This is a genomic window from Mastigocladopsis repens PCC 10914, from assembly GCF_000315565.1.
Lineage (GTDB): Bacteria > Cyanobacteriota > Cyanobacteriia > Cyanobacteriales > Nostocaceae > Mastigocladopsis > Mastigocladopsis repens.
In genome coordinates this window covers 3,898,632-3,918,927 of record NZ_JH992901.1, presented here as the reverse complement: position 1 = coordinate 3,918,927, position 20,296 = coordinate 3,898,632, and the positions used below count along the sequence as shown (strand labels likewise).

Annotated in this window: 24 protein-coding genes and 1 pseudogene; 18 read left to right on the top strand and 7 right to left on the bottom strand. The window is 46.5% G+C overall.

The features are described from left to right. The first annotated feature begins 150 nt into the window (after window positions 1-150). The 7 genes from MAS10914_RS0119660 to MAS10914_RS35735 all read left to right on the top strand — a co-directional run bounded on the left by MAS10914_RS0119660 (window position 151) and on the right by MAS10914_RS35735 (window position 7,310). Window positions 151-1,143 carry a FecCD family ABC transporter permease gene (locus MAS10914_RS0119660; RefSeq protein WP_017317659.1) on the top strand — a complete coding sequence of 331 codons (993 nt, stop codon included), beginning with the start codon at window positions 151-153 and terminating at the stop codon, window positions 1,141-1,143. Further along, window positions 1,140-2,189 (top strand): FecCD family ABC transporter permease, encoded by a 1,050-nt coding sequence (locus tag MAS10914_RS0119655; protein WP_017317658.1) that lies wholly within the window; start codon window positions 1,140-1,142, stop codon window positions 2,187-2,189. The genes MAS10914_RS0119660 and MAS10914_RS0119655 overlap by 4 nt, the downstream gene beginning before the upstream one ends. After that, a complete protein-coding gene (locus MAS10914_RS0119650) occupies window positions 2,186-2,995 on the top strand; it encodes an ABC transporter ATP-binding protein (RefSeq protein ID WP_017317657.1) in 810 nt (269 codons plus the stop codon). The genes MAS10914_RS0119655 and MAS10914_RS0119650 overlap by 4 nt, the downstream gene beginning before the upstream one ends. A gap of 184 nt (window positions 2,996-3,179) precedes the next feature. Further along, window positions 3,180-3,710 (top strand): reverse transcriptase N-terminal domain-containing protein, encoded by a 531-nt coding sequence (locus MAS10914_RS30575; protein ID WP_071599840.1) that lies wholly within the window; start codon window positions 3,180-3,182, stop codon window positions 3,708-3,710. A gap of 490 nt (window positions 3,711-4,200) precedes the next feature. Further along, window positions 4,201-5,985, top strand: a complete 1,785-nt coding sequence (locus MAS10914_RS0119640) for a reverse transcriptase domain-containing protein (RefSeq protein ID WP_026082323.1) — start codon at window positions 4,201-4,203, stop codon at window positions 5,983-5,985. A 121-nt stretch (window positions 5,986-6,106) separates the two neighbouring features. After that, a complete protein-coding gene (locus MAS10914_RS35740; protein ID WP_332248840.1) occupies window positions 6,107-6,910 on the top strand; it encodes a group II intron maturase-specific domain-containing protein in 804 nt (267 codons plus the stop codon). Between the two features lie 64 nt (window positions 6,911-6,974). After that, a complete protein-coding gene (locus MAS10914_RS35735; RefSeq protein ID WP_232224196.1) occupies window positions 6,975-7,310 on the top strand; it encodes an HNH endonuclease in 336 nt (111 codons plus the stop codon). A gap of 160 nt (window positions 7,311-7,470) precedes the next feature. Here the strand turns inward: MAS10914_RS35735 and MAS10914_RS0119630 are convergent, their stop codons facing one another. The 4 genes from MAS10914_RS0119630 to MAS10914_RS0119610 form a co-directional block, all read right to left on the bottom strand. Beyond that, on the bottom strand, window positions 7,471-8,697 hold the full coding sequence (locus MAS10914_RS0119630; protein WP_017317655.1) for a DUF3500 domain-containing protein: 1,227 nt from the start codon (window positions 8,695-8,697) through the stop codon (window positions 7,471-7,473). A gap of 70 nt (window positions 8,698-8,767) precedes the next feature. Then, the gene (locus tag MAS10914_RS0119625; protein WP_017317654.1) at window positions 8,768-9,847 is read right to left on the bottom strand and encodes a Kelch repeat-containing protein; all 1,080 of its coding nucleotides are present in this window, start codon (window positions 9,845-9,847) and stop codon (window positions 8,768-8,770) included. Between the two features lie 297 nt (window positions 9,848-10,144). Then, window positions 10,145-11,797 carry an efflux RND transporter permease subunit gene (locus tag MAS10914_RS30565; RefSeq protein WP_408605873.1) on the bottom strand — a complete coding sequence of 551 codons (1,653 nt, stop codon included), beginning with the start codon at window positions 11,795-11,797 and terminating at the stop codon, window positions 10,145-10,147. 184 nt (window positions 11,798-11,981) lie between these two features. Next, window positions 11,982-12,902 carry an IS5/IS1182 family transposase gene (locus MAS10914_RS0119610; RefSeq protein WP_017314084.1) on the bottom strand — a complete coding sequence of 307 codons (921 nt, stop codon included), beginning with the start codon at window positions 12,900-12,902 and terminating at the stop codon, window positions 11,982-11,984. A 46-nt stretch (window positions 12,903-12,948) separates the two neighbouring features. Between MAS10914_RS0119610 and MAS10914_RS36270 the strand changes: the two genes are divergently transcribed. After that, window positions 12,949-13,491 (top strand): AraC family transcriptional regulator, encoded by a 543-nt coding sequence (locus MAS10914_RS36270; RefSeq protein ID WP_332248817.1) that lies wholly within the window; start codon window positions 12,949-12,951, stop codon window positions 13,489-13,491. Here the strand turns inward: MAS10914_RS36270 and MAS10914_RS36265 are convergent. Continuing rightward, window positions 13,386-14,447 (bottom strand): annotated as a pseudogene (locus MAS10914_RS36265) (ISAs1 family transposase); the annotation flags it as partial. The gene MAS10914_RS36270 and the pseudogene MAS10914_RS36265 sit on opposite strands and share 106 nt — an antisense overlap. Before the next feature lie 39 nt (window positions 14,448-14,486). Here MAS10914_RS36265 and MAS10914_RS0119595 point away from each other — a divergent pair. Together MAS10914_RS0119595 and MAS10914_RS36260 are read left to right on the top strand one after the other, a co-directional pair. Continuing rightward, window positions 14,487-14,810 (top strand): helix-turn-helix domain-containing protein, encoded by a 324-nt coding sequence (locus MAS10914_RS0119595; protein WP_017317650.1) that lies wholly within the window; start codon window positions 14,487-14,489, stop codon window positions 14,808-14,810. Window positions 14,811-14,831: 21 nt separating this feature from the next. Then, the gene (locus MAS10914_RS36260; protein ID WP_017317649.1) at window positions 14,832-14,966 is read left to right on the top strand and encodes a hypothetical protein; all 135 of its coding nucleotides are present in this window, start codon (window positions 14,832-14,834) and stop codon (window positions 14,964-14,966) included. Here MAS10914_RS36260 and MAS10914_RS31685 read toward each other — a convergent pair whose 3' ends face one another. Then, window positions 14,967-15,299: a zinc-binding dehydrogenase gene (locus MAS10914_RS31685; protein WP_017317648.1), complete on the bottom strand. Its 333-nt coding sequence runs from the start codon at window positions 15,297-15,299 to the stop codon at window positions 14,967-14,969. A gap of 135 nt (window positions 15,300-15,434) precedes the next feature. On the opposite strand from MAS10914_RS31685, the gene MAS10914_RS35035 reads away from it, so the two are divergent. The 8 genes from MAS10914_RS35035 (at window position 15,435) to MAS10914_RS0119555 (ending at window position 19,415) form a co-directional block, all read left to right on the top strand. Next, window positions 15,435-15,749 (top strand): SDR family NAD(P)-dependent oxidoreductase, encoded by a 315-nt coding sequence (locus tag MAS10914_RS35035; protein WP_232224194.1) that lies wholly within the window; start codon window positions 15,435-15,437, stop codon window positions 15,747-15,749. Then, on the top strand, window positions 15,691-16,281 hold the full coding sequence (locus tag MAS10914_RS31680) for an SDR family NAD(P)-dependent oxidoreductase (protein WP_198014990.1): 591 nt from the start codon (window positions 15,691-15,693) through the stop codon (window positions 16,279-16,281). The genes MAS10914_RS35035 and MAS10914_RS31680 overlap by 59 nt, the downstream gene beginning before the upstream one ends. Further along, complete coding sequence (locus MAS10914_RS36255; RefSeq protein ID WP_269635066.1) at window positions 16,274-16,396, top strand: hypothetical protein; 123 nt, start codon at window positions 16,274-16,276, stop codon at window positions 16,394-16,396. The genes MAS10914_RS31680 and MAS10914_RS36255 overlap by 8 nt, the downstream gene beginning before the upstream one ends. Next, window positions 16,359-17,039 (top strand): nuclear transport factor 2 family protein, encoded by a 681-nt coding sequence (locus tag MAS10914_RS0119575; RefSeq protein ID WP_017317647.1) that lies wholly within the window; start codon window positions 16,359-16,361, stop codon window positions 17,037-17,039. Before MAS10914_RS36255 ends, MAS10914_RS0119575 begins: the two co-directional genes overlap by 38 nt. Before the next feature lie 323 nt (window positions 17,040-17,362). Next, complete coding sequence (locus MAS10914_RS0119570; protein WP_156818197.1) at window positions 17,363-17,662, top strand: hypothetical protein; 300 nt, start codon at window positions 17,363-17,365, stop codon at window positions 17,660-17,662. Window positions 17,663-17,892: 230 nt separating this feature from the next. Then, window positions 17,893-18,024 (top strand): SDR family oxidoreductase, encoded by a 132-nt coding sequence (locus MAS10914_RS34405; protein WP_017317645.1) that lies wholly within the window; start codon window positions 17,893-17,895, stop codon window positions 18,022-18,024. A gap of 62 nt (window positions 18,025-18,086) precedes the next feature. Beyond that, window positions 18,087-18,356: a recombinase family protein gene (locus tag MAS10914_RS30555; RefSeq protein ID WP_017317644.1), complete on the top strand. Its 270-nt coding sequence runs from the start codon at window positions 18,087-18,089 to the stop codon at window positions 18,354-18,356. Window positions 18,357-18,722: 366 nt separating this feature from the next. Then, window positions 18,723-19,415 carry a single-stranded DNA-binding protein gene (locus MAS10914_RS0119555; protein ID WP_026082678.1) on the top strand — a complete coding sequence of 231 codons (693 nt, stop codon included), beginning with the start codon at window positions 18,723-18,725 and terminating at the stop codon, window positions 19,413-19,415. A 119-nt stretch (window positions 19,416-19,534) separates the two neighbouring features. On the opposite strand, the gene MAS10914_RS0119550 is transcribed toward MAS10914_RS0119555, so the two are convergent. Continuing rightward, window positions 19,535-20,041 carry a pyridoxamine 5'-phosphate oxidase family protein gene (locus MAS10914_RS0119550; RefSeq protein WP_017317642.1) on the bottom strand — a complete coding sequence of 169 codons (507 nt, stop codon included), beginning with the start codon at window positions 20,039-20,041 and terminating at the stop codon, window positions 19,535-19,537. Window positions 20,042-20,296: the final 255 nt, after the last annotated feature.

Below are 20,296 nucleotides of genomic sequence, written 5' to 3'. Positions count from 1 at the left end.
GAGGGTATTTCACGTCTGCTTGACAGAAATTATCATTCATTTTAATCTTTATTGAGAAGTTGTATTAACTAGTACCAGACCTTAACCGTCAACGAAAGGAGATATCGCGGTCATTGCTAGGAATAAGATTTATGGAGAAGCCTTAGCTTTATGCAACCACAATCCAAACCTCTGATTGGCTTAGTTGTGGGTTGTCTCGTTCTCCTACTCTGCCTTATTGCAAGTATTTCCTATGGGGCGGCAGATATTTCATGGAAAACGATTTATGAGGCGTTCACAGCCAATGGTTCAGCAGATCACCTGATCATTCGTACCGTGCGATTACCGCGATCGCTCCTTGCCATATTACTAGGTGCTGCCATATCAGTCGCTGGTGCGATTATGCAAGGCATCACCCGCAATCCCTTAGCTGACCCAGCAATTTTGGGAATCAACGATGGTGCAGCGATTTTGGTCGTCACCGCCATATTTGTTTTCGGGTCATCCGAGCCGAGTTTGTATATTTGGTCTGCTTTTGTGGGTGCTGGTGCGGCTGCCATAGCTGTCTATTTCATTGCTTCCCTTGGTCGTGGTGGTATCACTCCCCTCAATCTCACCATCGCAGGTGCAGCAATCAGTACCTTACTGTTTTCACTCAGAAGTGCCATCCTCATTCTCAGTCAACGCACCCTTGAAGAAATCCGCTTTTGGTTAGCAGGTTCAGTTGCAGATGCTGAAGCCGCCATCATTTGGCAAGTGCTGCCCTACATCAGCATTGGCATGATTTTAGCATTCGCCATAGCAAAACAAATCACTATCTTGAACCTTGGTGAAGATGTCGCTAGAGGCTTAGGTCAACAAACCGCATGGGTGAAACTGACCGCTGCTGTGATTGTCCTGTTGCTAGCAGGTAGTGCAGTTGCTGTCGCCGGACCAATTGGGTTTATTGGTTTAGTCGTTCCCCACATTGTCCGCATACTTATTAGCACACATTATTACTGGATTATACCATATAGTGCCGTATTTGGAGCAACATTGTTGCTTTTATCAGATATTGTTGCCAGATTGATTATTCAGCCTCAAGAACTGCCAGTTGGAGTCATAACAGCTTTAGTCGGAGCGCCCTTGTTCATTTATCTAGCGCGAACAAAGGTGAAAAAATGAAAAAAGACTCACTGGTTTTCCGTTCCAAAACGCTTTCTGTATCCTTACGCATTCCCCGGCGCGTCCCCACTGTCTTGTTCATCTTGATACTTATCACTTTGACGGCGATGGTGATCAGTTTGTCTCAGGGAGAATATCCAATCTCGCCATTAGCAGTTATTCAAACCCTACTAGGATTAAACACAGGCAATCCTGACCACGCATTCATTATCAATACATTACGACTACCGAGAATCATCACTGCCTGTTTTGTTGGTATGGCATTAGCGGTTTCTGGAACCATTTTGCAAGGTATAACCCGCAATCCTCTTGCCGAACCAGGAATTATCGGGATGAACGCTGGTGCTGGTTTTGCCGCTGTAAGTCTGATTGTTGTGTTCCCAGATGTCGTCAGCGCGGAAGCCTTGCCTCTCTCTGCCTTTACAGGAGCATTAACTGTTGCAATCCTTGTTTATTTACTGGCATGGGATAAGGGGAGTTCCCCAATTCGACTGATTTTGGTTGGTATTGGCATTGATACTTTTCTCAACGCCTTCACAACGCTTATGGAGACATTTGGTGAAATTGACGATGTTAGTCGGGCTTTAGTTTGGTTAGCGGGGAGTGTTTCTGGGCGCAGTTGGGAAGAGGTTTTATCTCTGCTACCCTGGTTGATTGTATTTGTCCCCTTGGCTTTGGTCAAAGCACAACAATTGAATGCTCTTGCCTTGGGAGACGATATAGCCAAAGGTTTGGGGAGTCAGGTGGAGTGGCAACGCGGTTTGTTATTGCTAACGAGTGCAGCGCTTTGTGGTGCTGCTGTTGCCACTGCTGGCACAATTTATTTTGTGGGATTAATGGCTCCCCATATTGCACGTCAGTTGGTAGGTTCAACTCATGAGGGGTTAATTCCTGTTTCAGGAATGATCGGGGCGATGATTGTGGTTGTAGCTGATTTACTGGGACGAACACTTTTTGCTCCCACAGAAATTCCTTGTGGCATTGTGACTGCTGTAATCGGCGCTCCTTACTTTATCTATTTGTTAGTGCAAAATCGCAAACGATGATCCCTAAAGTTCACACGCACAACCAACTCTCAACCCGCAAGCTCACTTTAGCTTATGATGGCACAGCGATCATTAAAAACCTAGATTTAGCCATACCCGAAGGCAAGATGACTGCCTTAGTTGGTGCCAATGGTTGCGGTAAGTCAACACTGCTACGGGGTTTAGCAAGATTGCTCAAGCCGCGTGCTGGTACCGTTTATCTTGATGGAGCTGACTTGTTCAAGTTATCAACTAAAGATGTTGCCAAGCAGTTAGGTATTCTGACTCAAGGACCAGTAGCACCTGAAGGGTTAACAGTGAGAGATTTGGTTGCTTGTGGGCGTTACCCCTATCAAAACTGGTTGCAGCAGTGGTCAAAAGAAGATGAGCGGTTAGTCGAGTTAGCATTAGCAACGACTGGAATGACCGAACTGGCAGAACGTGAGTTAGATACTCTTTCTGGTGGACAACGGCAACGAGCCTGGATTGCAATGGCGCTGGCTCAGGATACGGATATTTTACTGTTAGATGAACCCACGACTTTCTTGGACTTGGCGCACCAAATAGAGGTTTTGGATTTGTTGTTGGAATTGAACCAGAAACAAGGACGAACTTTAGTCATGGTGCTGCATGACTTAAATCATGCTTGTCGTTATGCCGATTACTTAGTTGCAGTGAAGCAGGGGGGCGTTTATACCCACGGAACGCCAGAACAGGTGATGACACAAACAATGGTGCGCGAGGTATTTGGGTTAGATTGTCGAATTGTCCCCGATCCCGTAACCAGGACACCAATGTGTATTCCTATAGGGCGATGCAAAAGCTGAAGGATAGGTTGTGGAACGTGGTAATCGTCAAATGAGCGCGTCACGAAATTGCCCCAGCGTGCATCGAGAACGGATTCTTCGGTCAGAGCCATTCCGATACCGCTTGTAAAAACCTACGTATATCTGGGCAATAATCCTCAAATCTATGTAGAGGGAAGTTAGCGGTTTATCTTCCAAGAATACTATCCCCTGGCAAAAGCTAGAAAGGAAAGTATTTAAGTTGCAAAAACGCATCTACAAAGCCTCGCAACGTGGTGATGTCAAGGCAGTTCGTAAACTCCAAAAAACGTTGTTGCACTCCTGGTCAGCGAAGTGTTTAGCGGTTCGTAGGGTAACACAGGACAACCGAGGTAAGAAAACGGCTGGAATAGATGGGTTGAAAAACTTGTCCCCAAAAGCACGTCTTATCTTAGTACAATCCCTGAAGCTAGGTCAGAAAGCCGCTCCCACCCGAAGGGTGTGGATACCAAAACCCGGCTCAGAGGGAGAAAAAAGACCCCTTTCTATACCCACTCTGTACGACCGCACCTTGCAATCGCTAGTAAAACTAGCCTTGGAACGAGAATGGGAAGCTCGCTTCGAGCCAAACTCGTTCGGCTTTCGACCAGGAAGAAATGCCCATGATGCGATTAAGGCAATTTTCAACTCTATTAAGTTCAAACCTAAATATGTGTTGGATACCGATATTGCGAAATGTGTGCGCCGCGACAGTTAATGCGGTATCCCCAACCAAGTTGGGAGAGAATAAGGAGAAAGTCTCTAGGTCAACCAACTAACCTGGAGTCGAAAGACAAAAGGGACAACAGCATGTTGGTAAAGCTGGGAATAGAGAAAAGGCGTGAAAACTATTGTTCGGCAAGACCTGTGTGACATGGTGAAAGTTAAACTACCTGAAGCCCAATTCTGACGGTATACGCGATTGCCTATTCCTACAACGCCTAAAAGGAATAATCGTTTGTGTGTGGTTTTAAACATTTAAACCATACAACTCCTTCAAACGAAGTCAGCCAGCGATGAGATGGCTTAACGAATGAATGGGACACCTAAATCACACTGTTACGTACCGAGTTAATAAAGCGCGGGATGACTTACAGGGGGCGACCCCTATGGTTACAGAGTTCTCATAGTAGTCCGAGGACGGGAAAGCCGCCCACATGGCGAAGGAGAACAGGTATTCTTCACACTTACATCGAGAGGTACGCGAGATGCGAAACGCCGAAACGGTTTTAAGTGTAATCCGAGACAGAGGTTATCGTGACTTACCCCTGGATGATGTCTACAGGCAACTTTTCAATCCCAAGCTGTACCTACTGGCGTACAGTCGCATCTACAAAAATGATGGGGCAATGACACCAGGAGTCACAACTGACACTGCTGATGGGATGTCCATTAAAAAGATTGAAAACCTCATAGAAAATATTCGCTATGAACGTTTTCGGTGGACACCAGTGCGGCGAATTAATGTTCCCAAGAAAAATGGGAAAACTCGACCCCTAGGAATTCCCACTTGGAACGATAAATTGGTTCAGGAAGTAATACGTTTGATATTAGAAGCGTACTACGAACCCCAATTTTCTAACAGCAGTCATGGTTTTAGACCCAATCGTGGATGTCATACGGCACTAACAATAATAGACCGTACTTGGCAAGGAACCAAATGGTTTATCGAAGGAGATATTCGTGGATGTTTTGACAACATAGACCATAAAATCTTAATGTCAATTTTACGCGAGAAAATCCTAGATAATCGCTTCTTGAGATTGATTGAAAACTTGCTAAAAGCAGGTTACTGTGAGCAATGGAAATATTACTCTACCGTTAGCGGAACGCCGCAAGGCTCGATAATATCACCCATACTCGCAAATATATATCTTGACAAATTCGATAAATTTATCGAAGAGACACTCATTCCAGAATATACGCGTGGTAAATGTCGGACAGAAAATCCGGAGTATTCAAAACTCGTAAAACTCGCCTGGTACTACAGGAAAAATGGACAATTTGAAAAAGCGCGTCAACTGGAAATACAATACCAGAAAATGCCTTCTAAAGATGTCCGTGACCCTGGATATAGGAGGTTAAACTACGTCCGCTATGCAGATGATTTTCTGCTTGGTTTTATTGGCTCGTTTCAAGAGGCAAAGGAAATCAAGGAAAAATTAAAGACATTTTTGGCTGAAAATCTTCAGTTGGAACTGTCACCAGAAAAGACCTTAATTACTAATGCCAGAAATGAAGCAGCAAAGTTTTTAGGTTACGAAATTTTAGTTCAATATTCCGACACTAAGCATACCAATGGTAAACGCTCAATCAATGGAATTATTGCACTAAGAACTCCAGCAAGCTTTATAGAAGAAAAGTGCGCTCTATACATGAGGAATGGTAAACCCATTCATCGCCCTGAATTAATAAATGATGACGATTTTACTATTGTCAACATTTACCAGTCAGAATTTAGAGGATACGTACAATTCTATAGCCTTGCTCAAAACATTGCATGGCTGAGAAAACTTCAATGGGTTATGTCGAGTTCACTGATGAAAACCCTTGCCTGTAAACACAAAACTAGCGTGGCTAAACTCTGCGCCAAGTACTATAAGACGGTAAAACTTCCACAAGGTCTAAGAAAGTGCGTTGAAATAACCGTCCCAGTAGAAGGTAAGAAACCTTTGGTGGCTCGCTTCGGCGGCATACAATTAAAACGCAACCTAAAAGCAACCATACAAGACCTGCCGACAAAGAGAAAGCCCGCGTTCAGAAATGAACTAATCAAACGGCTTCTTGCGGATGAATGCGAGATTTGTGGAGCAAAAGGTAACATTGAAGTTCACCATATTCGCGCCCTTAAAGACCTTAAAACCAAGGGCAGGAAGGAAAAACCGCAATGGATGCAAGTTATGTCCGCACGTAGAAGGAAAACTCTCATGGTCTGCCCGCAATGCCATGATGCAATACACGCCGGTAAACCAAGATATAAACGAGTCTCGTGATGCATAGAATACTGGAGAGCCGTGTACCTGGAAATCTCGTAAGCACGGTTCGGCGGGGGCTAGTTAGAAAAGGAGCCAAATCTTTGGAAACCTCGCTAGCTAGCTACCCACTTTTGACAAAATTAATCACAATGTTCTGCTGTCAAAATTAAATACATTTCCCACCATCCGCCGACAAATTCGAGCATGGTTGAAAGCGGGAGTGATTGATTTCTCTGAATATGCTTTTAGAGAGAAATCTGACAACAAAACATCAATGGGAGTGCCACAAGGTGGGACGATTTCGCCATTATTAGCGAATATAGCCCTCCACGGCATGGAAAATAGAATTAAACAAATTGCTCTAACTTTACCCGAATGTAAAAGGGATAACCGTAGCGCAATAAGCTTAATTCGATTTGCAGATGATTTTATCATTCTGCATAAAAACCTTTCCGTCGTCCAAAGATGTCAGCAGATTATGGCGGAGTGGTTAAACGAATTGGGGCTGGAATTGAAACCAAGCAAAACCCGAATATCCCATACACTTAATATGTATGAAGGTAACGTTGGTTTTGACTTTTTGGGTTTCACTGTTCGACAATTTCCTGTAGGAAAATATCACAGTGGTAAAAGCTCAAACGGAAAATTACTTGGTTACAAAACTCTTATTACCCCAAGCAAAACAAAGCTAAAGACACACACGCAGAAGATAGGTAAATTGATTGATGGGCATAAGTCAGTTCCACAATCTGATTTAATAGCTCATCTGAATCCCGTCATCCGTGGATGGACGAACTACTACTCAGGTGTCGTTAGCAAACGCATATTTAATCAGGCTGATACAACATTATTCAGCCAGCTAAAAGCATGGGCAGAACATCGTCACCCCAATAAATCTTCAAGGGTGGAGTTGTCAAAAATATTGGCAAACCGTAGGGTCTGATAATTGGGTATTTAAACCCCATAATCAGAAGATTCGCTTACTAAAGCACCGTGAAACTCGTATCGTGAGACACATACAAGTGCAAGGAAGCCGTAGCCCGTTTGACGGTGATTGGGTGTACTGGAGTTCCAGGATGGGCAAACATCCTGAAGCGCCAACAAGGGTGGCAACACTCTTGAAGATGCAGAAAGGCAAGTGTGCTCATTGTGGGTTATTCTTCCACGATGAAGATTTGATGGAAATCGACCATAAAGTCCCCCGCTCAAAAGGCGGTAAGGATAAGTATGACAACCTTCAATTACTTCACGGACATTGTCACGATGCTAAAACGGCAGCAGATAAAGCTGTCGTCACAGTTCAAGAGATAGATGAGGATTATCTCAACCGTAATCCCTTTTAACTCTGAATTCATGGGTGTGCTTGACAAGCACCAAATCATCGAGGAGCCGTGTGAGGTTAACATCTCATGCACGGTTTTGTAGCCGAGTCAGGAGGGTGACTTCCTGGCTTAGGCATCCAGTTAGTTCATATAGCAGCTTGATTTGTTACGCTTCCATCATTCAGTGCTTGTGTGGGCGCGGGTGCTGCTGGTAGTGCTGCCGGAGTAGGTCCTTACCGTAGTCGTTCCCATTTGGCGTCCGCACCACGGTGTGGATGTGCTCGCGCGTAGGCTTACCACGTTCCAAATGCCGCAGCGCGATCGGCGTCTGATGATCGAACTCGATCAAGATTACCGGGCTGTGGATGCGGTAATAGAAGACGCTGTTCGGCCTCGTCCCGCCGATCCAAGCGAACCGGGTCTCGTCTAGATTCCACCGCACCTCGTCCATCTTGACCTTCGCGTGCCCATCGCGCATGTTCCCCACATACTCGCCGATCAAATCGAGCAATTGCTCCTTCTGCTTGGTCGTGAACTCCGTGGCGCGGATGCCGGCGTAGTCGAGAACGACGTTGTCCTTGAACGCTTCGCCCACGTTGTGGTTGCCGGTCTTGGAGACCTCGATGATCGCCTTTCGGCGTTGCGCTTCATCTAGCGCGTTGATCAGCGCCAGGCCGCGGTTCTGCTCGGTTTGCAGTACCGTCGTACCTTTGTACTTACCGGAGGAGGCCGTCACCGGCTCGGAGCCCATGAAAGTGGGCGTCATCACCACCTGGTCGCCCAGCACGAAGTAGTTAATGACCAGATGGTGACCGTCGAGCTGCCAACCCCACGGCTCCTTGTCCGAAGGCGCGCCCATCACTGTGATCCAGTAGAGCCACTCGCCGTATTCTGCGAAGTTCTTATTCAGCTCGCCCAGCGTATGGTTGAGCCGCATGATGTCGCGCGACTGCTTCAATCCCTTAGCGCTCAGGGAGGCGCGCAGCAGGTCGAAGGCCGCCTCGCGCTGTGCCTCAGTCATCTCATTGAAGCCCGTGCCCTGACGGATGTAGAAGTGCTGGTTCATCCACTTGCGCCATTCTGGGTCCTCAACCGAAAATATCGTCTTGGCGCGCTGCTCCGGAGTCAAAGTGGCGAGGAAAGCTTCGGCGGTTCTGCGGACGGGCGCGGTGGAGACTCCGGTCGAGCGGATGGGGAAGAGACCTGGGACAACGTCACCGTTTGTGGTGACGCCCTTAAACGGCTCGGCCAGACCACGGGCTTCGGCCTCTTGCGACATGCGCCGGAAGCGCTCGGCGAGAGCACCTGAGAGTTGCTGCGAGCGGGATTTAATGCCATGCGTCAAGACACTGACGAGACTGACGACGACGCTGATGCCTCCCATCATCAAGAATTTACGACGATTCATGTTCACAATGACCTCCTAGAGTTAGCTTTAACGGTTGTGTTGCAAAAACTTGTTGAGAACAGAAGACTCCTTAAAAAAGGGGCGTTGCATAATGGCGGTATGAATTGCTGACTTTCTGAGTGGGCAATACCAGCACTTCGTGGATTGCTGTCGCTGCGTTTCCGCCTGTTTGGGTTCCGCCACCAAACACAAAAATTCGATTACCAACTGTCGATGCCCCTAATCCATGTCGTGGGGTTGGCAAGGGCGGCAAAGCTTCCCAGCCATCGGTTTTTGGGTCGTATACCCAACTTTCGGCAAAAACTTTCTGCTCTGGAACCCACTGTTCGCCACCAAAAACGTAAAGCTTGCCGTTGAGTGCGGTCGCAGCCAGACCACCTTGGGCTTGAGGCATAGGCTCAAGCGCCTCCCAACGATCAAGCTTCGGCTCGTAGACCTCAAGATTTGGCACATTCACCTGCTGCGTCGTGCCATCAGCATTCTTGACAAACTTGCGACCACCAACCACGTAGATCTTTCCATCAATGACAGCCGACGCTGCACTGTTTCGCGCTGTTGGTGCATCGGCACGGGCTGCCCAGCGCCTAGTCGTCGGATCAAATACTTCGTTTCTCACGCTATCAATATGATCATTGAAAAGCCGAGCATCCTCAGTGGCTCGAACGCGCCCGCCAATTAGATAGATTTTATTATCAACTACTGCGGATATGCCCTCGGCGCGAGCCACTGGCAGGTCAGTCCCTCTAGTCCAAGTATTAGAGGCAGGATTGTATATAAATACCGTCGGCTGTGCACGCCAGTCCGGAAACCCACCTATGAAACCGCCAACAGCATAGAGCAAACCATTTACTGCCGACAGTGTGATATGATGGCGTGCTTCAGGGAGCGGTCTTAATACTGTCCACACATCCTTGAGCGGATCGTAAGACTCGAAATGCGCTGAGAACCTGGTGGGTGGGCTGAGTACACCGCCGACCACATAAATTTTGTTGTTCAAAACCTCTGGATAAAGCTCTTGCCGAGCTACCGTTGGCGGAGCAGCTTTTGTCCAATATAGCATCTGGCTTTGCGCTTGACTTAGTACGGGCGACCATAACGCAATGACCGAAAAGATTGGGAGCGACAGGGCAAGCAGATATCTAGGCGGCATAATACATACTCCATAACTCAAACATCTTTAAGCTAAGATCTTGCATCTAAGATGAAAGCCTATTAGTTGACAGATTACAGTGGGTAAGTAGTGCGGGCAAAGTTGCTGGTAGTTTAGCGAGAGCTAAGTAATAGAAAAGATCTGTCCTCCAAAAATTTTTGCAACACAACCAAATTCATCGCTGAAATTTTTGGAGTGGCTGCATAACCAATTCCCTTTGCAAGAAGTTTTCTGTCCTTAACAACTTTTTGCAACACAACCCTCTTGTCATCTCTGTGCTTAATTTGAAAATATCTATCAAAGATTACGCTCAATCGGCTCTTGTTGGGTCGAGGTTTCTGCTACAAATCCGCGAGACTTGTGACTGGATTGAAAGCGATCGCGGACATTACCAATGACGATGTATAGTACTGGGACGACAAATAGCGTTAAGAAAGTAGCGATCAGCATCCCGCCAAATACAGCTGTACCCAAAGATTGTCGGCTAGCTGCTCCTGCTCCTGTTGCAACTGCCAGCGGCCAAATCCCCAATAAAGTAGAAATCGCCGTCATCAGAATTGGTCGCAAGCGTTGTTGCGAGGCTTCTACCACCGCTTTAGTCAGTGGCAAACCCTGCTGCCGCAGCTGATTAGCAAATTCCACAATTAAGATCGCATTTTTGCTGGCTAGACCAATTAACATCACAAGACCAACTTGGCAGAACACATCATTACTTAAACCGCGTAACGACTGCGATAACAGCGCCCCAAAGATTGCCAGGGGAACTGCTAGCATAATAATTAAGGGGTCAACATAGTTCTCGTACTGAGCTGCGAGCACGAGAAAGACAAAGACAAGACCTAAAGCAAAAATAATTGGTGCCTGAGTGCCAGACTCTTGCTCTTCCAAGGCTATTCCCGACCACTCGTAGCCCATACTTGGCGGCAAAGCTTCTGCAGCTAGTTGCTTCATTGCTTCAATTGCTTGTCCGGAACTATAACCCTCAGCAGCTGAACCATTAATTTCAATAGCCCGGAATAAATTGTGGTGATTAATCACTTGTGCTCCTGTAGTCGGAGTCATTCGCACCAGATTACTTAAAAGAATCATTTGATTAGTTGCGGAACGGACGTAAAGTTTACCAATATCTTCCGGATTAGAGCGAAACTGCGCGTCTGCCTGCACATACACCCGATAAGTCCGCCCCTGCAAGTTAAAGTCGTTGACGTAGCGCGAACCGATGTAAGATTGCAGTGTAGTGAAGATATCGTCTATGTCGACTTGCAACGCCTCCGCTTTATCGCGGTCAACTTCAATCCGCATCTTGGGCGAATTTGCGGCAAAAGTGCTAAATAAAGATTGTAACTGAGGTGTTTGATTGCCTCGTCCTGTCAAATCTCTCATAACTTGCACCAGGTTATTCAAGCCACTGTTGCCTGCTTGATCTTCTAGATAAAACTGGAAGCCACTAAAACTACCTAGACCTTGAATTGCTGGCGGATTCGTCACTACTATTCTGGCTTCTGGGATTGCTGATAGTGTAGAGCGCAACTTGCCGATCATCTCTGCTGCTGACTGACCAAGACCTGTGCGCTCGTCCCAAGGCTTAAGATTGATAAAAATCACGCCACTGTTGGCAGTGGTGCCATTACCAAAACTAAAGCCACCGTTGACGAAAGTGCTCTCAACCTCTGGGAGTTTAAGGATTTCTTGTTCTGCCCGCCGCATAACTTCGCTGGTGTAGTTGAACGAGACTCCCTGCGGTGCCTGGATAATTGCAAAAATTCGTCCTTGGTCTTCTTCAGGAAGAAATGCTGTGGGTACGGTTTGGTAAAGCCAAGCTGTGAGTCCTAAAGAGGCAATGAATAGCAACACAACAATCGCTTTGACGCGTGTTAGGAGCCAAAGCAATCGCTCGTACCCTCGCTGCATGCCATTAAGAAACCAATAGACATCTCCGAAAATACTCAAATTGTTTGCCGAAGTGACTTTTAGCGTGCGATTGCCCAAGGGGCACTGCGCTTCGCGCAATCGCCAATTCCAAAAGTGAGCTAGACAACACGTAACAATAAGGGTTTGAGATGTTTCTTATTAAGAAGAGGGCAAAAATAAGTGGCTATGTACAGGAATTGTACTTGAGAATTATTCCGCTCTTTTATGATGAGAAAACTAAGGTTCCAAGTCGGAGTCTTACAAGTCCACAAATAGTCATAATTATTTGTTCATATTTATTAGGATTTAACCGAAACCGTTCTTGGGCTACTCGGAATATTTTCACGACACGAATTAAATGTTCAACAAATATTCGTTCCTTGGCCAATTCTTTATTTCGTTCTTTTTGTTCCGGAGTTAATTCTTGTTTTTTTGGCTTTTTCGTTGGGGTCTTGATTGATTCTTCTCCTGCGTATGCTTTGTCACCATGAAACCTCTGATTGGGGTCAAATCCTTTTTGATGTTCTCGAAATAAATTGATGTCACTTTTTGTTCCTGGTTTTCCTGCTACTACATCAATAATATCTTTCCCCTCAGGTAAAACGATAATTTGATTTTTCATAGTATGGTTTTTCTTTTTGCCAGAGTAATATTCTTTTTGCTCTTCATATTCCCCAGGCCGCTCTCTTGGCTGTTCATAGCTATCTACTATTAGCTCAAACTCGGTTAAAATTTCTTGAACAACTTGGTAGTCACTTGAGTTTTTTTTTACCTGCTCAAGTAGGCTTGGTGGTAATAATTCTCCTAGAATTGGAAACCAATAATTGAATGTATCGTTTGCAGTTGTCTCACTTACCCCAAATTGGATGCCCAGCAATTGAAATGTTGTTAAATGTCTGAGATATGTCAAAGTTAAAATTATTTGCTCTTCCAACGACAGTTTAGGTCTGCGACCTCCTCCACCCGCAATAATTCTTACCTTTTTAGACTCAGATGATACTTGTTTTTGGTTATGCACCTCTCTCGCTTGTTCTAAAAGTTGCTCTAATTGCTCATACTTGAGACCAATTAAACGCTGTGCATCTAGAGGATGATGTTGAATATGCTCAAATAGAGAACCCACAATAGTTTGGTAAAAATACATTTGTATATGATTTTACCAGGAATTATTTATTTTCCGGAGATGTCTAGTGGTTTCGGTGGATTTGCCGCTGTGTGGATGTGCGATCGAGGCGACACCCGAGCAGCCGTATCTAGGATTTAAGCTAGATTTAGACCCCGTTCAACTTTGTGACATTATTGCTCAAACTAACCCAGGTATAGATAAGAAGGAAAACTCGGTTAAAGGTTGGTTTATCAGCGATGCCGAGCCATCGTTGATTGATTGTGCGATCCGGCTGACCCGGCTTTTAGACACACCGCAGGATATTCCCTTCCTAGCACCGATGATCGTCCGCGAAATCTATTACCGTCTTCTGAGCAGGGCTGTTTCATTCCACAAGGGCAAGAAGTTTGTCAATATCATTAGAGAGAAATCTATGAGCAATTGTGATGGAAGTATGACCATTACGACGGAGTATATTGAGAGCGATTGCGCTCTGCGCAGTGCCCCTTGGGCAATCGCTCTAATAACTGAAAGATTAGCAGGAGCGTTACCCAGACGTATGGTGGAATCGTCTTCATCAAGAACTACATCTTTCACCCAATGCAGGCAATTTTCGATACTCCAATGACCGCGAATACCACAAGCAAATTCTTGTGCGGTACGAATCAGGCTACTAATGTAACAAACAACCTCATGGTATTGTTTTCTACCCCGTGTCCCAACTCGTTCAACCCGAATTAAAGACTTAATCCCAGTCCATCCTAGGTCTATTCCATTCAAATCATGAAAAACTTCTACTGTACGTGTTGTTAATCTATCTCTGGTTTTTTCGGTGGCTATGTAACGACTGGCTGGTGATCTGAGTGCAGCAACGCGTTTAATGTGACGATGTAGTTTTGGCTGATTGTCTTTAACAGCAATTACATAATCGTTGCCACTATCGATGATTAATTGACAAGTTTTTTTTGGCAATGTAAAGAATCAAGGCTGAATACAGCATCTTTGATCTCCAAAACGGCAATTAAATTTTGCACAGTTACGATTTCGCTCTCCGACTTGTTCTCAAGCTTTGAGATGCCCAAAACCAGTCCTTTTTTGCTCGCAAATACTGATACGATGCTGACAAAATTCTGACAAGCTTTTTTGTAGTTAGTGACTGTTCCTTTAATGCTTTTGCCATCGATGCTACACCACTCTGACTCCTGTAGTTCAACGTAGTTTTCAGCCCACTGATTAAATATTTCCACTAGCTTATCAAAGTCTACTCCCATCACTACACGTCGTATCGTTGAATACGAAGGAACGCCATGTTTTTGTATTTCAAACGTCTGGATCAATACTCGACGATGCCGTTTCACGAAATCTCCCCATGCACGATACCCAATATATCCACTCATGGTGCCCATTATGACAAACAGCAACACCAACCACAGAGGATGCCTTCGACCATCTAAAGTTCTGAAATCTTCAACAAGCTGCAGTTGTGAAATCAGATTTGCACCCATGATTTTTTCTCCCCTCAACAGTTGCAATTTTACCTGTTTTAGGGAATGAAACAGCCCTGGTCTTCTGAGGGGTGAACAAGGGGAAGCGGTTCGTCAGATTGCTACGTCTGGCAGTACCATGCAGCGCATTGCTGAGGTGATCAAACAGATCAAAGCTGATTTTACAAAGCCGCTGCGAGTTGAGGAGCTGGCTGTTGCAGCCAATATGTCTCCTTCGTCGTTTCATCGGCACTTTAAGGCAGTCACTTCCATGAGTCCGTTGCAGTATCAAAAACAATTAAGACTATTGACAGCGCGTCAGATGCTGCTTGCCGAGAATGTTGACGCGACTAATACTGCCTATCATGTGGGGTATGAGAGCACCTCACAGTTCAGCCGCGAATATGCCCGTATGTTCGGCGCGCCGCCAATTCGAGATATTGAACGTTTACGGACAGCTTGAGCGGAGGATGCAAGAAATAGCATGGCACTCACTCCCGAAGTTGCCAGTCGGATGACGCGATCAACCTTATTCGTCCGGCGCGATTCTCTGTTTCTCTCAGGTTGGCGTAATTTACGCCAGCTCGATCGCGATTTTGCCGAAGAGTTCCGGCGATAACTAGGCTTGGTAAGCGTCCTTGGCGTCCTCAAAGCGGAACCTGCGATCGATAGGCGGTCGGATTTTGTGGGTGTCGATCAGCTGCACCATCGCTTCATACATTTGGGCGTTGCCGACGGCGATGCCCCGGACAGTCGCACCCTTACCCATCAGCGAACCAAATTCCAGCAGACCATCATCAAACGTCATTAACCCCATTAGGGCGACTTCGCCACCATAGCTGAGTGCCGCCAGTGACTGGTTCAGCGCGCCTGTCCCGGCGGCATTAACCACCTTATTAACGCCACCAAACCGCTCGAACACCGCTTTTCCCCAATCTGGCATGTTCCTCATTCAGCAACACTTCTTTTTTTCCCTGCACCACAATTGTTCATAAATAAATTTAGGGGCTTCAAACCCTCTTGGCTTAAGAGAAACTAGTTCTTCCCTTCTGCCTCCTGCCCTCAGCATAGCTGCCTTTCTTCGGTGATGACGAAAAACCAGAAAATCTGGTTGATCACGGGTGTCTCCCGTGGTCTCGGAAAAGCACTTGCCCAGGCTGTGCTGGATAAAGGTGATATTGTGATTGGCACCACACGGGATGGAAAAGCCGATCTTAATGGAGACTCCAACAATCTTAAACTCTTTAAGCTTGAATTAACCGATTCGGCGCAAATTAAACAGACGGTAGAAGCGGCTTATCAGTTACATGGGCGCTTGGATGTGATTGTCAACAATGCTGGATATGGCTTGCTGGGTACGATCGCGCGAAGCCAGCGATGCAGAAATCAAACATGTTTTTGATGTGAATTTCTTTGGTGTGGTTCAGGTGATGAAGGCTGTACTGCCTTATCTAAGACAACAGCACAGTGGACATATTGTGAATATCTCTTCCATTGCAGGATTGACACCCATGGCCGGTTCAGGTTTTTATGCTGCGGCTAAATGCGCTGTAGAAGGGGTTTCAGAATCGCTAGCACAGGAAGTTGAGCCGCTGGGTATTAAAGTGACCTTGGTTGAAGCTGGTGCGTTTAGAACAGATTTTCTGAGCGATCGCTCCATTCACAACAGTCAAACCAGGATCGCAGATTACCTTCCAACCAGTGGTAAGGCGATGCAACATCTAGCTGATATCAATGGAAAACAACTTGGCAACCCAGATTTTGGTGCACAGGCGATGATCAAAGCCGTTGCAGCAGAAAATCCGCCCTTGCATTTGGTGCTGGGATCAGACGCACTGCAACGGACACGCGCCAATATTCAATCCCTGACAAAGAGTTTAAATGACTGGGAAGAGGTGCCCAAAAGCACAGACTTCCAAGAGAGAGATGGCTAGAAAATCGGCGTTGCTGAGTCGCACGATGGATGACGATACCATGCTAAAAGGAGCGGTGGAAGCCGCAGTCTTTAATTATGGAACGCCAAAAATTCATAAAATCTTCAGAGGTTAAGATGATACGTCCTGTTCTGGCGATGACGAAAGCTCCCACGGCTAAGGCAGATTCTCAATCAGATGTGACTGTGTTTCAGCCAAATAATGATGCAGCCACCTGTAGCGATTGCGCGGAGCGCAGTGCCGGAGGCAATCGCTGCTTGACGCAGCTTTCCCTCGATCAGTCTCCAGCGAGCGCAGACGTTGCCCAGGCAATTCAGTCCAATCCAGCAGGCGTACAAGATACTCAGATGATCGAACAGCGCAACAAGGAAATTGTCCAGCAGTATTTCGACGGCTGGCGAAATAGGACTGGCAACTTCTTTGACCTACTCGCCCCGAATGCAACCTGGACGATTACTGGGACTGGTGCAATGGCGGGTACCTATCGCAGTCGGCAGGAGCTCCTCGATCGGGTCATTAACCCAACCAGCGCCCGACTATCGACTCCAATCGTACCAACCATGCGCGGCATCTGGGCGGATGGCGATATGGTCATCGTCCTCTGGGACGGCGAGGCGACCGCCAGGGACGGCAAACCTTCCCGAAACACCTACACCTGGTATTTCCGAATGAAGGACGGCAAAGCGATCAAAGCGATCGCCTTTCTGGACATGCGTACGTTCACCGACTTGTGGACAAGGGTCTCGCCGAAGAACTAGTGCTGGTCGCCGTGTCGCTGATCTAGAGCGGCTTCCGCTTGAGCGAAGAGAATTGAGATTTCCGGCGGTATGTTTCTTTAACTTAACACAACCTTTATGACTTACAAAGCGGAAGAAAAGTAAATGCTAAACGACGTTTCTTTGGAACAAAGTCAGTCAATGCATCTTTCCTATGGACTTGCTGCCCTAAGCCAGGGCGATTGCCCAAGGGGCAGTGCCTTCGGCAATCGCCTCGTTCCCTGGGCGTCTGATTCGACCCGAGTAACCCGCGATTTACCGCCGACCGATTCACGCTCCTCGCGCAGATGCGCTCCGAGGCTCCCGTGACATTCCTGCCTGCACTTCAGGTTTACGCCGTGACGCGGTGGCAGGAAGTGCACGATGTTTTGGGTGATGCCGTGACATTCGCGTCATCCGAGGCGTTTAGCGCGGGAGTTCATTTTGCGCCCGAAGCCCTCGCCATCTATTCACCCACGTCGCCGCTCTTCGCCTATAACCTGATCAATGTGGACAAGCCGCTCCACACCCACTTACGTGACCCGCTCATGGCGGCGTTGCCAGACGACGGCTTGATTTCCGCATTGGTCGCCAGTCGCGCTGCCGGGGAAAACGAACTGAAATAAAAAGAGAATCGTGCGCTTTGCAACACTCGGCGCAAGGGTAAGAGGCGAGCCGCCGAACGGTCGCAGAAGGGCGTGGACGTGCGTCAGGGAGACTTCAACGACGCCGCCATGGTCACACCCGACCATGTCCTCACGTAGGCGAGAAAAGCACGAGACGGTATCTGAGAAGATAACGACGCCGACAATTCTAACGAAGCACAAAGCAAAATTCAAACAAAAAAGGAAAAACCATGATCTTGGTAACAGGAGCCACCGGACAGTTGGGTACAGCAGTAGGCCAAAATCTACTGGAAAAAATATCCGCCAACCAAATTGCCGCACTTGTGCGTTATGAAAGTAAAGCTTCGTCGCGGCTACCTTAACCGACTTATCAGGCAAAGAGGTAGATTATACACCTACTGAGAAATCAGCATTTGAGGCGCAAATGAAAGAACGCGGCGTCCCCGAAACAATGGTACTCGATGGCTCAATGCAAAGCCGAATTACAGCAACAGTTTTGGGCTTGGCAGCAGAAATCGAGCGGGAATTAATTGTACTGAGAACAACTGAAGCCCTCGCTAAACGTAAAGCCGAGGGAAAAACTTTAAGACGACCCAAAGGACGACAATCAACACATTTGAAACTAGACACGAGGGAAGTAGAAATTCGTGGCTATCTACATAAAGGTATTAGCAAGTCGCAGCCTTGCAGTTGACAAACATTCATTTAGACGAGAGACATCAGACAAGACACTTTGCTGTTGTCTTTTAGTGGTACAATTATACTAATCAAGTGTCAAATTCAATGCTTTTTACAGTCAGGCGAAGGTTGTGAGCAGAGTCATGAGCGCTGTTCAGGACAATTGCTTGGCTTTTATGCTAGAAGTGACTAAAAACTGAGAGCATAACTGAGCTTTTTTCAAGAAAATTGTCAAAAAAGCTCAATATTTTCATTGATCTACCTCCACAACGACTCATGCAAATTCCCTCATCCCCCTTTTCCTTCATCCCATTGCTGAGTAACGGCGCTGCATTTTCCCGTACCAATTAACACTTTATTTTAATCAGGAGGATTTTATTTCATGAATAGTTGTATATTGATGGCGGAAATTATTCAAGAGCCACAACTGCGCTTTACAGCGGATAACTTGGAAGTGACCGAAATGCTGGTGCAGTTTCAATCTTTGCGAGAGGGAGAACCTCCGGCAACCTTAAAGGTGGTAGGCTGGGGAAATTTGGCGAAAGAAATTCAGCAAAACTATCACCAAGGCGATCGCGTTCTTCTTGAAGGGCGTTTAGGGATGAACACGATTGAGCGTCCAGAAGGGTTTAAAGAAAAACGTGCTGAATTGACAGTACAAAAGATTCACTCTCTCGTAACAGCTATCAATACGAGTTCATCACCATCGGTTGTCCAAACACAATCAGCAACGGATACTTCCTTGCGCCGGGAACCGTCCTCAACGGTATCCTCCCCTATGGCGTCTCCCTCGAAAGCTGCTTCCAGTTATGAGTCGCACCTTCCCGCACCTACTCCAGCAACAAATAGCGTCGGCATTGTTCCCCAAGATGACATAGAGGAACAACGCCTACCCCAAAGTACAAATTTCGAGCGTAATACCTATCCAGTAACGCCTACCGAAGAACCCAACCCGGACGATATTCCGTTTGTACGACCCGTTTACTCCCGAACTAGTTGGGCGCATGAGCTTTTTGACTCTTATGAGTTAGAAGCTAACGCCTACTGGGAAGGAGTCAAGCAAATAAAACCCTAACGGGCTTAATTTGTTTAACTGGGTTATCCTGGTAGTGAAATTTCACCCCTGTGGACGTGAGAATGGTGTACAACATGGGGTGAACTACCCTAGGTTTTGCAACGCTTCCCCTAGGGCAACTATTTCAAAGTGACTTTTTCATTTTCGCCGACACTGGGTTTCTCACCTGTGGTTATCGCCTTTACTAGTCCAATTGTGTGTGCGACAAAGCCAGAGGGAGCATCCCAATACTCAGCCTTTTCTACACTAACTTTGAGCAAAGCAATATCGGGTTCATCTAGTTCCTTCGGAAACCAAGCTTTTAGTTGCGGCTTCCACAACTGTTGCAATTTATTGCGATCGCGTACTAATTGAGCTGGACCTGAGACTGAAACGTACTGTTGCTTATGTGGATCAGAGAAACTGACGTTGACCTGATGATGCTGCTCGATTTCCGTTACCTTATGGGTACTGGCGTAGGTAAAGAACCAAAGGTCGCCATCAAATTCGACCTCTGAATTAGTTGACATCGGACGACTGTGCAAACTTCCGTCTTCATCAACTGTAGTGAGCATTCCAATGTCAAGATCTTTGATCAGTTCACGCAGCTTCTTAATTTGTTCAGGGCGGTTTTGTGAATCTGTCATTTTCGCTACTCTTGTTTCTACTACCTAGCTTGAATATGAGCGTACTGCAAGTTGTTTGTTCGCTTAGTAAAGCTCTGTTATACTCTTAACGCTTCTCTGGAGTAGTAACTAGAGTCTAGGGGTGGAATTTTGCCACCGCAAGTGTTAACTCAAACAAATTAGACCTATCTTGATCTACTTTCATCGTTGATTGTGAGCGCAGCTCATGGAATCTTTTGCCATCAAGAGTGATCAAAATAGAACCACCGATGGACA